We start from the raw sequence: 16,409 nt of genomic DNA, 5'->3' as shown, positions 1-16,409 counted from the left end.
GTTATCCTCCTAGTCAATTATTCTCATAAATCCATCAATAGACCAAAAACAACCATCCAAAACGGTTATTTCCTTATTAATACAGAATTCAGTAGTATTCGGCTTGTTCCCTTTTTGTATTGTAACAAAATTTTTAGCATTATTAGTTATGAGATGTGTAGCACTATCAGATAGTTGCATAGTAACAATTACAATCGGAATATTTTGCCTAATCCTCGTAATTATTTTTTCCTGTACCTGTTCATCGTTAAATCCATACCCAATACAGAGAAAAGAATTTGCTTTTTCTATCATTTTGTCTGAAATGCTTAACAAATTTCTCGGATTTCCTTTAAGTACAGCTTGAAATTTTGACAGTCCTGGAGTTATTATCTCTGGGACAAGTCCAAATGGTATCTCATTCATTAAAGGAATGTTTAAAGGAGCACCATGTATATCTCTAAACATATCTAATGATCCATGTACTTTTATTACGTTGACTATATCTTTATTAGGAAATTCATTACAATAATCTTTTAAATATAGACCAGAAAATCCCGTACAAGTTGGCAACTTTACAGAATCACAAGCATACTCAATCACTCTATCATAATTTGTTGTAATAACATTAACACATTTAGGATGTGTCTGATAGAATTTTTTGATTAAACTCCCTATAGATAAAACTTTATTAGCCAAAAATACACTTTTAAAGAGATCAAGGTCTTTTTCAGATATTAATTTCCATGTTTCTTTTCTTATATCTTCAATTATACCATCATCAAGTGATAATTTGCTTAATGCTGTTTCAAGATCTTGTCCATCATTAAGGTTTTCAACAAATTGATTCCAAGAATAATTTCTGCTATATTTTGAATCAAGTGAATTGATTAAGTGGATTCCTAAATCCCCCATACTAGGTAAACCATATGGTGCTGATCCTCCACTTCCTACTAAAATTAATGGTGGATTTGACAATGACCTTTGTATCAATTTGAAAATTTCATCTTTATTCATGACTTTAAACTCCTTTGTATTAGTGCTTGTTTTGGATACAACCCAAGATAACTACAAATTATCGGAGGTTTAATAATGAATGGTATTGTTCTTATATGTGATCAAGTTGAAAACAGAAACAATGTTGATATTACATCAACCAATTTAGAATTCACATCCCCTAAATATTTAGCTGCTTTTTCTGAAGCAGCTAAAAAAATAACTGATAACTTCTTCATATATAGGTCTCCTAGCGAGTTTATTGATAATATAGCTAAACATACAGGAGACTATGTATTTACAGCAATCTGGTCAGGAGAATTGTCTAGAAATAGGAAATTAATCCTACCTGCAATCTGCGAAGCATACGATATTATATATGTCGGAGCTGATGCATACGTTCAGGCAGTGTCCCAAGATAAAGAACTTAGTAAAATACATGCTAAACAATTTGGTATAAAGAGTGCCAAAGGTGTAGTTATCTCTCAAGGTCAGAAGTTAAATATGCTGGACACGCTAAGTTATCCTGTAGTAGTAAAACCTAATTTTGAAGGAAGTTCAATAGGTATTTCAGACAGTAACCTTGTATACACGCGTGAAGGTGCGAAAAATCTTGTAAAACAGCTACTTCCATTGTATCACAACATAATGGTTGAAGAATTTATCAAGGGAACGGAGGTAGCAATTTGCTGTGCTGGGACACCGCAGGCAATAGAGTTATGTGAAGTTGTAGCTCTTGAACTAGACGGGTCTCTTGAAATGAATGACCGTATTTGGGGTTATGAAAGCAAAAAATGTTGCAAATCGCTAGTAAACAGAAAAGTTATCACAAAGGATATCTCGGATGAAATAATCTCAGCCGCTAAGAGACTATTCTCTGGGCTCGGAAAAGTAGACTACATGCGAATAGACGGAAAAATATACAATAATGAGTTTTATCTTATTGAGTATACACCAGATTGCAGCCTACATCCAGATTGTTTTATGTTAAAAGCATTTAAACATAATAACTTATCATATGCAGATATGCTTAGTGTTTTTATCAACAGTGCAATTAATAATCTTCGGTGTAATCGACCTCCCAAAAACTAAGCATGACAATGTGCCATGGTTTACTTAGCAAGAACTCTTCCATGCAGTTACTAGGTGCTTGTCCATTTAGCCTTTTACGGAGTACAACATCATGCTCACTGTACTTTTGGGCTTGTTTTTTGTATTTTTCAGACTTATCTCTATCAAAAGTTTCGGTTGCAACAGAAAGATTAAATGAAACAACTGCAAGAAGGTGTTTATCAACTATTTGAGGTAGCATCTGCTCTAAAGACGCTATACTGGCTTTTAATGCTGGTATGTTTTGCTGCTCAAAATATACAATTACTTGATTATTACAGATAGCTGCATTTGAAAACCATCCGTTTGATGCAGAGGAAGCTTCTCTTAGTAATGTTTCTGTAGGTTCTCTATATATCCCTCTGAGTAAATCCACAACAGCTTCGTTATTGCATAGAATGTGTTTAAACCTGTTTTCGAAAAGTTGTCTAGCATCATTTATCATTTCAGTTGCCATATCTAATTTTCCTGTTATTGCATAAAGAAATGACAATGAAATTTTGGATTTTGCTGCTTGTTCTGCCATATCGTACTCTTCGAATATCTTTACACTTAATTCAATGTCTGGGATAGCTTCTAGCCTTGATTTATAAACTTCTGAAATTCTAAGCAGGTAACCGTAATGCTTGGAACCCTTTAGCTTATCTCTATTTTTTTCTATTTCATCTAGAACTATCTTTATCTCGTCGTATTGATTATTTGTTCGCATTGAAACAATCAAAAAGATATAGTAATAAATTAGACTTGAGTTATTATGTGCTTTAGCAATGTTCGATTCTACAAATTCTTTTAATTCGTGATTTTTATTACATAGATAAAGTAGCTTACAATACAGATAATTGATCTTCGTGCATTCATTTTCTGTTTCTTTGAATATGATTGGTTTTATTTGCGTCCAAACATCCCAAGCCTGCTGATAGAGTTCCAACTCACAACAAATCTCAATAATATTATAAAAAAGAAGAGTATATTCTTCTTTGATTTCTATACACTGTAATAGTTTTTCTAGGCAATTCCACACATCAACAGGGCTACTGAAGTTTCCCGCAACCATCCCAATACAATCCAGTAGGTAAGATAGATCGACGGGTAAATATAATTTAAAAATTCTTACTAATATGCATATAGTTTTCTCAACTTTCTTTGTGTTATCATTGTAGTCAACATTGCATATATTATCTTTACAAAAATCCGAGGCACATTTCGCTGCCAGAGCAATAGCTTTATTATTTTTGTTTTCTGATATATAATTCAACCACTTATCATGTGCATATCGGTGATAAAATGTATACTTTTCTTCTTCTACATTTCTAAGAATCTGTTTTTCTATTAAGGACTTAAGTGCTTTATCAATTAAGTAGTTGTTTTCCTTTGGCATAGCTAAATTATAAATAAATATAATTGTTTTATACAGAACACAACCAGAAAATATATCAACTAATGATAGAATAAACAATTCTGTATCCGAAGCAGTATTAAAGCCACTTGAGTGACTATTTGCGCTTATCTTGTTATCTTTACAGAGCAATTCATATGTCTTATCAATAAGATTCTCTATATTTATGTAATTAAGTTCATTACTCATACTTACGTAAATATCATTTATAGACAGTTCTTTATCATTCACACTTTTTGATATAGTGTTTTGCAAAATATTCATTGTAAAGCAGAAAGGTAATGAGCCTAATTTAATCGGAAGAACACTGCAATAGCTATTAAAATATTTTTCTAAGCTTGAATATTGATGTTGTGAAAAGTTAGCGTCCATGTTGTATAGGAAAAAGAAAATGCATCCATTATCCGTACAATTTTCAATTGTTTCGAGAAGATTTTGCTGTGTTGCTGAATCCATATATTGAACATCATTTAGTATTAACGCTACTTTATCCTGTGAACATACATATTTTAGATAATCGCAGCCGTAAGTCATAGCAGAAGAAGTTCCTTTTTGTAAATCTGTATATTCAATCGGTGTACCCCAAAGACGTTGTATTGTCTTTAAAGCTACTGAAAATACCCATGAGGCAGAAGGACCTTTTTCAGATAAGGATAACAGATCTTTTTCGGCATTTCTATGTCTTATAGCACGATGGTTCTTTGCAAACGTACTATAGCACATTCTCTTGTTATTGTGACGTTTGTAAGAGTCATCCAAATTACAGACAATATTATATAAATATTCTCCTTTCACCTTTATACTATCTTCGTTAATTCCTTCAGATTTAATATCTAATATATTATATGAAGCAGGTAGTCGTTCACAAACTTTTTGTACGAGGCTACGTTTTCCTACACCTACTGGTGCTTTAATTATTATTATTGTGGATTTAGAGGTACTATTAATAAAGCTGAGTATATTTTCTGTTTCTTTATCCCTGTCAAAAATTATATCCTTCACAACAAAACCTCCGATAATTTGTAGTTATCTTGGGTTGTCCTTTTTATAAAATTACACACCATAATTCTACCTATGTCATCATATTTTCAAGATTTCACCGAGAAACCATTTACACAATTCGACATTCATAGTTTTATAGTATATAATATAAATATCTAAAAAATAAAGGAGTCAACCGCAAATGTTAAATCTTACTTTACAAACTGAACTTTTCCTAAACTGCTGTAAAAACAGAAAAGCTCTTAACGATAAAACCATAAAAGCCTACAGAACCGATCTTAGGCAATTCACTGAATTTACGAACAATACGTTCACTAAAGAATCAATCTACCTGTATATTGATATGCTGCATGAACAGTTTAAGCCAAAAACGGTAAAAAGAAAAATTGCAACTGTAAAAGCTTTTACCCACTATCTTTTAATTGAAGATGTTATTGATATAAATCCTTTTGACAAAATCGAAGTTTCTTTCAAAGAACCTGTTATTCTTCCAAGAACAATTCCTTTGAACATAATTAACAGCATTCTTATCTGTGCCTACAATTTGCAGTCACAAACTAAAACTAAATATCAAAAAAAAATTACCACCCGTGATATTGCCGTGCTTGAAATACTTTTTGCAACAGGTGCAAGGGTATCTGAAATCTGCAATCTTAAGTTGTCCTCTGTAGATTTAACCAATCATACTGTAAAAATCTTTGGCAAGGGTTCTAAAGAAAGGATGATACAAATTGAAAACACTGATGTTCTGCGGGCGCTGAACAACTACTATGAACTATTTCAACCAGATATAAAAGAATGCGGTTTCTTTTTTATAAATAAACTGCATCATCGCTTGTCTGAACAGTCTGTTCGTGAAATCATCTGCAAATACACCGCTATGACAGAGTACGATATACATATCACACCTCATATGTTCCGTCATTCTTTTGCTACTCTGCTTCTGGATGAAGATGTTGATATTCGTTACATACAAAAGCTGCTTGGACACAGTTCCATTACGACCACACAAATATACACTCACGTTGCAATGGCAAAACAGAAAGAAATTTTATCGGTTAAACATCCTCGCAACAAGATAATTGTAAATGCAAAATAATACAATTATACTTGTTAATACCCATTATACACCACGCTTATGTTAAATGCAATACATTTTGCCAAATACAGAGCATTTCCCTTACGTTTTCTATAAAATTGTATAATTTACTATAATATTTTTGTAAATAATGACCATAGATTAAAACCATTTTATAAAAGATAATGCTAATTATGGTATTACCATATTTCATAACAGCAGTCTTATTTGTATTATGATGAGCCGAGATGGTTTGTTAAGGGGAAAAGATAATTTGGATAAATATAAGGATACAACGTCGATCAGCGCTGTATCCTTATAATTTTTGTTATTTATTAAGAGCGGCTTTTATCATATCGTCTGACAAGCCAAGTTCTTTTAATCTTTTTGCTATTTCCTGTTCCTTTTTTTCCATGCCTTTTTCTATACCGATCTGCTCGCCCTCACGTCTTGCATGACCTAACGCGCTGGCTTCATCGTGCAGCGCCTTTTCTCTTAATCTCGCAAGCTCCTGTATTTTCTCATCCTCGCTCATCTGGTGTATCACCATTACCGCTTTCTGTATCTCCGGCACATTTGTCTGTCTCAGCATTTCCAATTCCTCCTCGCTCTCCGCGTTTATCAGTTGAAGCCACAACTCCATGCGGTTATTCTTATTTATCTTCTTGTTTATCTTTTTAAGCTCAAAAAAGTGTATCGCGCACTTATCCGTCAGCAGCTCGTGCCTGTTTACTTCCAGTACCTTGAAGCATGAATGAAATTCAGGACATTCAAACATATTGAAGTTTATTATATTGATCGATATGCTCTGCTTCAGATCGCCGTATTCGTCGCCGCTTTTCAGATCTCCGCTGTACAGCTTAGACCAGTAATACAATACGCGGTCGTTGAAGTCAGGCTCGTTCTTTATCTGCATTTCCACATTGACCAATTTATCGTCCACCTGCATTTTCAGATCAAGCCTGCTGAATTTTCCAGTTATCGTTTCCGGCAGTATTTCGGAGTTCTGAATCACTATCTCTTTTATCGAATCATACGGCAGTTCAAGCATAGTCGATAAAAAGCTATGCAGTATATCCTCGTTTTCCGATTTTGAAAACATCGTTTTGAATATTATATCCAGCTTTGCTTTCACTATGTTTCTGTCCATTGGTATCAGCCTCCGTTACGTCTGTTTTCCGTCCTTTTTCTAACTTCATTATATCATACTATGCCAATCATTGCAAGCTTTATAAAAGTAAATTTTACTTCGGTCCCAGTGGAGCCGAAGTTAATGAAACAAGGGCACAGATAACTGTACCCTTGTTTTTGCTTTCAGCGCTAAAGTCAAGTCGGAAGCAGTGAAAAAAACCATGAAGATGTAAAGGAGGTTACTTCTTTCTTGAGGCGATAACGCCGATTGCTGACAATAAGATTATTCCCGCTGCCGCAGCCGAAGCTGCTCCGGTGTTGGGGTTAGACGTTCCGCCGGCTCCTGAGTTATTGGCATTTTCTGTTATCCCCGCCTTACTGTCGGAGCCGGCGGAATCCGTCTTTGACGTGATGTCGTTTGACGAATCGTCGGTTTTGCTTGACGAATCATCGGTCTTTGAGCTTGATTCATCGTCTGTTTTTGATGACGAATCAGCGTCTGTATCGGACGAGCTTTCGGAATCTGGCGTTGATTCTGAATCAGGAGTTGATTCTGATGAAGGCTCTGACGAGGAATCGTCCGTCTTTTCAACCAGACCCGCAACAGCCGTTTCAAGCGCTGTTTTAGCGGCTTCAATATCTGCCTTTTCAGAATCCTCCGGCAATTCCTTTGCCGCTGTCAAAGCTGTTGTCAGTTCCGCATAGCTGTCCTCGGTGTAATTGTCGGATTCAATTTTTTCAGCTTCCGCTATTGCCGCTTTCAGTTCGTCAAGCGCGATAGTTCTGTCCGTAACCGCCTTGACTACCTGTCCGACAGCATTGATATATTCCACCTTTGTTACTGCATAAACATAGTCGCTGGCGTTTGCCCATGCCCATGTATACGCTACAAGCTTCACATCATCGCCGGAGTTGATTGCATTTGTCAACGGCAATTCAATCGTAAATCCCTTTGCTCCGGCTGTCTGGGAACTGTCTGTTCCGGCAAACTTCATGTAGCTTTCCACTCCTGCGATTGCAGCCTTTGCTTCTATGCTTGCGTACTGGTTAAACGAAACATCGTCAGCGCAGTCGAACGTTATCTTGATTTTTGTCGCTCCTGCAACAGCTTCGTCCGCCGTAAATTCTCCGAGGGTGGTTTCAACGGCGTTTTTCTGAATTACAGCTATCGGCTCTCCGGGTTCTTCTACATTCTGAGGTTTCAGTTCCAAGGTACTCATTGCCGCTTTTAAATCCTCAATGGCGGCAATATATTGTGAAACTAAACCGTCAGTAATTGACTTTGCGTTTGTAATAGCCGTTTCTACTGCCGACCAGCTGTCTTTGGTATAATCCTTTTCATTCAGAGCCTCTAACTGATCGATTATTCCATTCATTTCAGTTATCTGAGCTTCAGCGCTTTTCTTCGTTACTGCCGCCTGTGCCGCCTTTAAATCTGCGCAAGCTTTATCTATTTCTTCCTGAGAAGCGCCTTCATCATAATATACTGTACTTGCGGAATTTGCCGCAGCTCTTAAATCGTTTAAATTATAATCTATATCCTTTTTCCCTTGTATAAAGTTATTTTCCTCAACCAACGCATTTTTAAGTTCAATTACATTAGTTGTTTTTAACTTTATATTATTATATGCCGTATTCAGATCTTCAAGAGCCTTATTTACTTCTGCTTGAGTATAATTATCCCAAACATTCACCCTTATCGCTGCTGAAAGAGCATTGCTTAAAGCGTTAATGCCTGTATACAGACCTCTATCTAATCCTAAACCATTTATATATGCACTGATTTCTTCTATTTTTTCATTAAGAGCTGTTTTATCAACGATTTCCTCAACATTATCGAAAGCAGCAGCTAATGAATTAGTGGCATTATTTACTTCTTCCTGTGTTGCAGACGCATTATTATACACGATCTTTGCATTTTCAAGCTCTGTTTTCAAAGCTTCGATGTTTGTATACTTAGTATCACCTATTCCCGAAAGAAAAGTTTCTACTTCATTTATTTTAGATGATAATGCAGATTTATTTACATCTGAACTTGAATCCTCTCCTAATGTCGGATCAATCATAATAACCCCGGGCCATTTTAATGATTCCATTGTAGATTTTACATTATCATTCTTTACATATGCTGTCGCTGTTGAGGGAACATTTTTGAATAACGAACTCTTAACAGTAATTGACGGCTCACTAATTGAATTAGCGTATATATATAATTGTTCTAATCCGGTACAATTATTAAATCCATACGAATCAAATTTTAGATCATCTCCGGTATATTCAATTACTGCGCATTTTAATGTTACTGTTTCTCTGCAAATATATTTAGGTATAGCCTTATATCCTTTCGGTATAATCAGCTTTTCGATCGAAAATGTTTGACTACTGGTTGTTCTGAATAATGATTGTCCTATAACGAGCGTTTCATCATCGGCTTTGTAAGTAATACCGTCAATTACTATTTCACTTGGTAATGTTACATCTGTAACGGTATTATCGAAAGTCGCTATTGTTGCTACTCCATTTTCAACCGTATAAGTAAAATTAGCAGAGTAATCTGTATTTTCCGCTATTGCAGAAAATCCAATGGAATTAACTCCGATCAGTCCCACAAGCAAAACGCCTAATGCACGTTTTAGAGCTTTTAGTTTTTTCATATTTACCCTCCCATATCATGAAAATGGCGTTTGTTATTTAATAACAAACGCCATTTTATTTTACTTTTATCCTTAAGCTATCCTATAATAGAACTCAATAATACTTGTCCCGCTGTCGTTACATTATTATTCGTCCTATCAAAAATAGCGAAACCATATTGTCCGGAATTACCGTTATCCCAATAAGCTGTTACTATTCCCAATTCAGTTGCAATAGCATTAAATGATACTATATATTCTTCTCTGCTATCAATATTATTCTTATCAATCGCGCCATATTCACCGATTACAACCGGCATATTCAGTCCGTTTGCAAAAGTAACTATTTTCTGCAATTGACCTTCCATATACTCTGTATCAGCATCCCATTCGCTTGTACCATTTTCATTTAATGCGAAATCATATGGATCATAGTAATGAACAGAAAGCATTAATCTGTTTTCAATTATAACATTGCTCGCTGTTTTATCATCTGGTTTTGCAAAACCATTAACAGTGTTATCAATGTCTGCGTTATAACCATTTAAAATCAGTATGCGATCTTGATTCTTTTTGTTTTCTCCGCCGGAATTTCTAACAGCAGTAACAAATGCCTGATTTAAGGAATTTACATTAGCAATTTCAGACGTGCTTGGTGTAGAGTTGTAATTGCCATTATTCAACTCGTTAAAGCCTTCAAAAATAAGCTTCTGATCGTAGTCTGCAAACGTATTTGCTATTGACGACCAAACTCCCGCAAATTTGTTTTGAACAGCAGTAAACTCATCGCCTGTCTTTGTAATATCAAGCCACATATCCTCAACGCCGTTTCCGCCGTCGTTATGTATGTTAACGATTACAAAAAGATTCGCAGAAATTGCCGCGTCCACTACCTGTTTTACTCTTGCCATATATGCGGAGTCGATAGTGTACGTTCCGTCGGCGTTCTCAACGATCTTGTCCATGTAGGACACAGGGATTCTTACGGTATCGAATCCTGCCGCCTTAACAGCGTCGAACATCTCCTTGCTTACAGGAAATTTGTTATTCCAGAGAGTTTCTCCGACTGTTCCGTCGCTTGTTGAATCCAGTGCGTTACCGAGATTCCAAGCCTTGCCCATCATGCCTGCAAGCTCATCAGCTGTCTTTCCGCTGACTTGTGCCGGAATAGGCGAGCGGTTATCGTAGATTTTAACTTCTGTAACTGTACAGCCGTCGAAGCATACGTTGAATTCTGTCAAATCTTTGCTTACATCAAACGTAAATGTTCTTGGTCCTGTTTCCGTTACCGGAATGAAAGAGCCTCCGATTTTAGCGCTTCCGCTGTACAATTCAGCCTGCATATAGCTTCCGTCTGCCGGAATTGAGGAGTAGTTTGCCGTTACCTCAACCGTTGGACTTCTGTAGCCTTCCAGAGAGAAGTTAAAAACATAGATACTGTCCTCGCCGCCGGAAAACCAGAAATCAGGATTGCCGGATTCCAGAGTAAGCTCGGAAGCCGTACCTTTCGTCCAATTACCTTTTATCACTGTAGCTTCAGGCGTCTTGTCATAGATTTTGATCTCCGTTACCGTACAAGCGTCAAAGCAAGCCGCAATCTGATGCGCTTCTCCGCTGATACTGTAGGAATAGGTCACAGTTGAGCCTGCCTCAGCTTCCTTATACCCATACTGCTCAACAGGAGTAAAGGTTTCATTTTCCTGCTGATAGTTTTCCGCATAGTATAAAGTCGCTTCTTTAAATGGGTTTGTTCCCAGATCGCTGTCATATGTGACCGTTACGTCGATCGTCGGATTGGTAAAGCCGTAAGCGGAGAATCCGTTCAGATAGATGTTGTACTCATTAGCGTCAACTACCATATCTGAATCAGTGCTTGTCATAGCCGAAGCCGTTCCTTTGTGCCACGAGCCTGCGATTGTTGTTTCCTGACCTTGCTTGTCGTTGAGTATTACCGAGTTGACCTTTACCGAGCCTGTTCCGAAGTTATCGGTAATGAGATTAAAGCCGTAAAAGTCCTTTCCGGTAGTCAGTGAGCTTTCAATGTCGCTCAGTTCAACCGTATCAGTGTACTCCACATTCAAAGCCGGATTATCCTGTCCGATAGACGTTTTGTTCCAGCCGCCCCATTCGCTGTCGAATGCCAGTATTCCGAAGGTTTCCGCAGGCGTTTCGACAGCTGATACATATTCGTAATTAAGTTCAATGGATTCATAACCCAAGCAGTCGCTCCGGAAAAAAGTCTCCAAAGTCTTTCCTTGCGTATATGTACCGTTGATCCCCATGTCTTTTGCGGATACGCTATCCCCAACAGCCACAGTAGCAGCCATTGCCGCAGCAGACACTATTGATAATATTTTTTTCCTGAGCATAATTACTCCTTTCGCTATAACTGCGTATACGAATATATAATAATTTCCGGAAATTTATTATCTTTTATCTTAAAATTTTTCTTTAGCGCCCTTTTTACAATATTCTATTGTCAAGCTTCAAACAGCTAAATAAAATTAACATTCTATTTTCCTCTATCAAATAATTATTTGATATAATAAGAAATACCATACACTAAATCGTTTTACGAAAAACCTTAACAGGCGTATGCTGCGCTAACACGCCAGCCGATTGACGTATTTGCGTTTTAATTTTTCCGAGGAATGGACATAAGTATTCAGAGTTATTTTTACATCTGAATGTCCTAAAAGCTCGCTTAAAGTCTTAATATCAAACTGCTTTTCCACGCACATTGTAGCGTAGGTATGGCGCAGAGCATGGAATGATATATCGGATATTTTACATACCGCAAGAATTTTCTTGAATTTATGCTGTAATGTTCTTGGCTCGGTTGGTTTTTCCTGCCGGAAAGAATAAAAATATCAGGCTTCTGCCTGAACTTTTTCAGCATTTCAATAATAAATAACGGGATGTAAACTACCCTGACAGAGCTGTCCGTTTTAGGCGTATCAATGGAGATAACGGTTTTTCCGTTGCCTAAAGAAATACGCTGAACGGTTTTGCTGACTGTAAGACAACCCCGTCTGAAATCTATGTCCTTCCATTGCAGACCGCAAAGCTCGCCTACCCGTAAACCTGTATAAAGGCAGAGCAGAACACATATATTTGTTAAACTCTGATTGTTCAAAAGGTACTTTTCAAGCCTTTTGCGTTCCCTGTCCGAAAGCGTTTTTGCTTCGGGCTTCTTTATTTTCGGAACGGTTATTCCGTCGCAGATATTTTTAAGACCGTATTCAAGCTGAGCGTATTTTGCGATAGCTCTTAACGCTTTGATAATATCCCTTGTCATGCTGACGGAAAGTCCGCCTTTTCCGTCCTTTCTGCCGGATTCCGTAAGCTTTGATATGTATTTATTAATGTAGCTTTTATCAAGCGATTCATACTTCAAATTTCCTAACGCCGGAATTATATGATCGTTTAAAAGTCTGCTGTAATTAGCATATGTAGACGGTTTAACGGTCATCTTTTTATTTTCAAGCCATTGTTCCCCAAGGAATCTTATTGTCATATTTTTCTTTCCTGAAAGCCTGAACATAGTTATTAATTCTCCTTTTCCCCTTTGTCGAATTGTAGGTTTTTACACCATATACAAAAATCGACATTTAATTAGTGCATTTTGCACAAGAATTCCGTGCCTATTTTTGGTATATTGGCAATTTACAATATTAAATTAATATGTTATACTGTAAACAGTTAAATAAAATCAATAAAAACCATAAAACGATTTATTTTACGACATCTTTCGACGGGTATCTTTTCGGATATCCGTTTTTTATTGAATTAGTTTTAACTATGTTTTAATTATATATCAACAAATTAGGCTTTTCAAGAGGAAAATTATTCCGACAGAAAAAGCCTGCCGTTACCAGCAAGCTTTTATTGTTCATTATGATCTATAAGCCACAGCAGAAGATCTTTTACAGTCATATTCCCATCTGCCAGCATTAAACCGATCTTTATTAATTCATTTTGCGTATATTTAAGAGTAACGCCGTTAAGCTCTAAGAATATCAGCATTACATGAAGTCCGATCCTTTTGTTGCCGTCTATAAAAGGGTGATTGGATATAATGGAAAATGCAAGCTGTGCAGCCTTGTGCTGAATTGTTGGATATAGATCCTCTCCGTCAAAGGTCATAAACGGTGAATTTACAGCGGAGTCAAGAATTCCTTTATCCCTAATACCGTCTATGCCTCCGGTTTTTGCAATAAGATCAGAATGTATTTTTACAATCTGTCTTTCCGTAAGCCTTATCATTTTGCAAGCTCCTTGTATGCTTCCTTGTTCTGTTCTATTATTCTATGCGACAGTTTGGTTATATCCTCATCGTCAGCTTCCTGAATTTTCTCAGCTTCTGAAAACTCCATAATAATATATCTCGGCACATTGTTTTTGAGAATTATAGCCGTCCCATTTTCATCTACAAGTCTTGCAACCTTTGAAAAGTTTTGATTTGCCTCCGATATACTGACTAAAGATTTAGTATTGATAGTCATATTAAATCCCTCCTTCCATATATATTATATACTAAAGTTAGGATAAATTCAACCTATTTTGAAAATTAATTTTCTATATTTGTCTTAACCTCGATCCCGCCCTTGAAAATTATGAGCAGCTCCGTCTTGCTTTTAACCTTAATGCATTCTACAAGCTTTCGGATTATGACGTTATCAAAAAATTCAAGCCTTAAGCTTTCATCCTTTATCATATCCATAGCCGAATCGATTTTATCCTGCGTATCGGCTGATAAACGCATTTTTTCTTTTAAGTCCTCTTTCTGTTCCTTAAGGCTTTGTTCTTCCATATAAAGCTTTGCGAATTCGCCGTCCAGCTTATCCTCGTCGCAGCCGCCGGAAGCTATAAGCCCGATCAGATCGTTTCTCGACTGATCGATTTCCTTTAAGCGGTTTTCTATCGATATTATCTCATCCTGCCCCTGATATTCCAAGACGCTGCCGATATTGGCTTTAAGTATTTCTGCTATCTCATCCCGGCAGCCGAAATACTCGTTTACCGCATTCAGAATAGCTTTTTCCAGAACTGTTTCCTTTAAAGTAGGCGAGTTAGTACAGTATCTTTTTCCGTGTTCAAGTCGGCTTATGCACCGCCATACAGCGTATCTGTTCCCGTTTGACTTCCATATCTGCCGTCTGTACGGAGTTCCGCAGCTTCCGCAGATGAGAAGCTCGGAAAGCGCATATTTGCTTGAATACTTGCCTTGTTCCGTGATTGTTTTATCCGAAATCTTCCGTTTGGAATTACGTCTTGCAAGCTCCTGCTGAACACGGTTAAAGGTATCTCTGTCTACGATTGGGGAGTGGTGGTCGGTCACAAGGTACATGGGCCTCTCTCCGTTATTTTTCATTACCTTGTGAGTGATACAGTCAACGGTAAAGGTTTTTTGCATTAAAGCGTCGCCCGCATATTTTTCATTTCTGAGTATCGACCTTACTATCTCCCTGTGCCATTCCGTATTTCCGTGAGCTGTTTTTCTTCCCGAAAGCGTCAGCTTATTGGCAATATCGGTCATGCTGAAGCCGTCAAGGAAGAGATCGTATATAGCTCTCACCGTTTCAGCTTCATCGGGAACTATCTCCGGCTTTCCGTCAGCTCCTTTTTTATACCCCAGCAGATGCTTGTACTGAAACGGAACTTTACCGTTACGGTACGCTTTTTCCTTACCCCAAGAAACGTTTTTACTTATTGATTCCGATTCCGCCTGAGCGAAGCTGCCGTACAGAGCTATCATAAATTCCGAAGTCATGGTCAGAGTATTTATGTTTTCCTTTTCAAATATTACTCCGATTCCAAGGTCTTTCAGCTGTCTGACATATTGAAGGCAGTCAACTGTATTTCGGGCGAATCTTGATATTGATTTGGTGATCACCAGATCAATTTTTTTATTTCTGCACATACGGATCATGCGGTTGAACTCCGTTCTTTTCTTTGTCTGAGTACCGCTGATCCCTTCGTCGGCAAAAATTCCGGCCAGAGTCCATTCTTTTTTTCTGTTAATCAAATCGGTGTAGTATGCGATCTGCACCTGATAGCTGTTCTGCTGTTCCTCTTGTTCTGTGCTGACACGGCAGTATGCGGCAACCCTCAGTTGACGGAACCTGTTACGGTTTTCAGCTGTCTGCGTTTTCGCAGGTATTATCTTTACATTCGGCGCTGTGTTCATCATTTTCCCTCCTAATGGTATTTTTTATTTTTATCCCATTAATAAACTCGACCTCTATAGTACAGAAACGGCTTATCAAAATCTTGTTTATACAAGACTTGAATAAGCCGATATCCAATGTATTCAGTTGATTATGATTTATAAATAAGGTTACGAGTTCCGCTGTTTTCTGCGGTTTGTCGCTGTATGTACAGCGCTCGTATTTCATTTCAGCCAGTCTGAATATCTCCGACTTGACTTTTTCAAAATCCACCTGTGGAGAATCTGTCATCCGGCTGATCTCATTCTGCTGACGTAGAATGCTTGAAGTCGGTTTATACGTGCAAATTTCATCTTTTGTATCAAGCAGATTCGGATTTGCGATTACTGAATTCATTGCAGTCAGAACCGCTCCGATTATCATCTGATCCGTCAGCCGATATTCAAATTTGAAGCAGCCTTGGTTTGAGCAGTTCCAGTATTCGCGTCCCTTGCCGTTAGTTTTTCTGAAAAGCTTTCCTCCGCATTCGGCGCAGTATGCAATCCTTCTGATTTCCTTTAAATCATCACATATCAGATTAAGCGCAGCGGCTTTCCGTACCCGTTTTTCATTTGCCTGCTTAAAAATATTTTCGTCAATTATCCGCGGATATTTATCGTTACCTAAATACTTCTCGTTTTCAATTATGCGCTTGACCATGTTTTTGTTCCATTTTTCAGAATCGGCGGTATATCTGATTTTCTCGGATTCCATCAGCTTTGCTATTTGAAGCAAGCTGCCGCCTTTCAAATATTCGCTGAAAATCGTTGATACGGCATAGACTTCTTTCGGTTCGGCGGTTATTTCTCCGTTCCTCATACAGTAGCCAAACGGGATAACTCTGTTTTTGGGCATTGATTTCACTCCTTTCAACC

General features: G+C 37.4%; 11 protein-coding genes and 1 pseudogene. 2 read left to right on the top strand and 10 right to left on the bottom strand.

Annotation, left to right across the window (positions count from 1 at the left end):
- Window positions 1–9: 9 nt before the first annotated feature.
- On the bottom strand, window positions 10–996 hold the full coding sequence (locus EIH25_RS09010) for an SIR2 family protein (RefSeq protein ID WP_124100745.1): 987 nt from the start codon (window positions 994–996) through the stop codon (window positions 10–12).
- Between the two features lie 75 nt (window positions 997–1,071).
- On the opposite strand from EIH25_RS09010, the gene EIH25_RS09005 reads away from it, so the two are divergent.
- Window positions 1,072–2,067: a hypothetical protein gene (locus tag EIH25_RS09005; RefSeq protein ID WP_124100744.1), complete on the top strand. Its 996-nt coding sequence runs from the start codon at window positions 1,072–1,074 to the stop codon at window positions 2,065–2,067.
- Here the strand turns inward: EIH25_RS09005 and EIH25_RS09000 are convergent.
- The gene (locus tag EIH25_RS09000; RefSeq protein WP_124100743.1) at window positions 2,030–4,483 is read right to left on the bottom strand and encodes a hypothetical protein; all 2,454 of its coding nucleotides are present in this window, start codon (window positions 4,481–4,483) and stop codon (window positions 2,030–2,032) included. The two genes, EIH25_RS09005 and EIH25_RS09000, sit on opposite strands and share 38 nt — an antisense overlap.
- A gap of 181 nt (window positions 4,484–4,664) precedes the next feature.
- Here EIH25_RS09000 and EIH25_RS08995 point away from each other — a divergent pair, with 181 nt between their 5' ends.
- The gene (locus EIH25_RS08995) at window positions 4,665–5,582 is read left to right on the top strand and encodes a tyrosine-type recombinase/integrase (protein WP_124100742.1); all 918 of its coding nucleotides are present in this window, start codon (window positions 4,665–4,667) and stop codon (window positions 5,580–5,582) included.
- A gap of 307 nt (window positions 5,583–5,889) precedes the next feature.
- Here the strand turns inward: EIH25_RS08995 and EIH25_RS08990 are convergent, their stop codons facing one another.
- The 8 genes and pseudogenes from EIH25_RS08990 to EIH25_RS08955 form a co-directional block, all read right to left on the bottom strand.
- Window positions 5,890–6,711 (bottom strand): Rpn family recombination-promoting nuclease/putative transposase, encoded by an 822-nt coding sequence (locus EIH25_RS08990; protein WP_124100741.1) that lies wholly within the window; start codon window positions 6,709–6,711, stop codon window positions 5,890–5,892.
- A 220-nt stretch (window positions 6,712–6,931) separates the two neighbouring features.
- Window positions 6,932–9,346, bottom strand: a complete 2,415-nt coding sequence (locus EIH25_RS08985) for an FIVAR domain-containing protein (RefSeq protein WP_124100740.1) — start codon at window positions 9,344–9,346, stop codon at window positions 6,932–6,934.
- Window positions 9,347–9,423: 77 nt separating this feature from the next.
- The gene (locus EIH25_RS08980; protein ID WP_124100739.1) at window positions 9,424–11,694 is read right to left on the bottom strand and encodes a glycoside hydrolase family 5 protein; all 2,271 of its coding nucleotides are present in this window, start codon (window positions 11,692–11,694) and stop codon (window positions 9,424–9,426) included.
- A 234-nt stretch (window positions 11,695–11,928) separates the two neighbouring features.
- Window positions 11,929–12,842: pseudogene (locus EIH25_RS12710) on the bottom strand (site-specific integrase).
- A gap of 368 nt (window positions 12,843–13,210) precedes the next feature.
- Window positions 13,211–13,591 carry a type II toxin-antitoxin system death-on-curing family toxin gene (locus EIH25_RS08970; protein WP_124100737.1) on the bottom strand — a complete coding sequence of 127 codons (381 nt, stop codon included), beginning with the start codon at window positions 13,589–13,591 and terminating at the stop codon, window positions 13,211–13,213.
- Window positions 13,588–13,830, bottom strand: a complete 243-nt coding sequence (locus tag EIH25_RS08965; protein WP_124100736.1) for a type II toxin-antitoxin system Phd/YefM family antitoxin — start codon at window positions 13,828–13,830, stop codon at window positions 13,588–13,590. Before EIH25_RS08965 ends, EIH25_RS08970 begins: the two co-directional genes overlap by 4 nt.
- Window positions 13,831–13,895: 65 nt before the next feature.
- Complete coding sequence (locus EIH25_RS08960; RefSeq protein ID WP_124100735.1) at window positions 13,896–15,518, bottom strand: recombinase family protein; 1,623 nt, start codon at window positions 15,516–15,518, stop codon at window positions 13,896–13,898.
- Entirely contained in the window at window positions 15,463–16,389 is a 927-nt protein-coding gene (locus EIH25_RS08955) for a recombinase family protein (protein ID WP_164489206.1), read from the bottom strand. The genes EIH25_RS08960 and EIH25_RS08955 overlap by 56 nt, the downstream gene beginning before the upstream one ends.
- Between the last annotated feature and the right edge of the window lie 20 nt (window positions 16,390–16,409).

This window comes from Ruminococcus sp. Marseille-P6503 (genome assembly GCF_900604945.1).
Classification (GTDB): Bacteria; Bacillota; Clostridia; order Oscillospirales; family Ruminococcaceae; genus FB2012.
The sequence above is the reverse complement of the archived record's forward strand: the minus strand, read 5'-3'. Positions and strand labels throughout refer to the sequence as shown.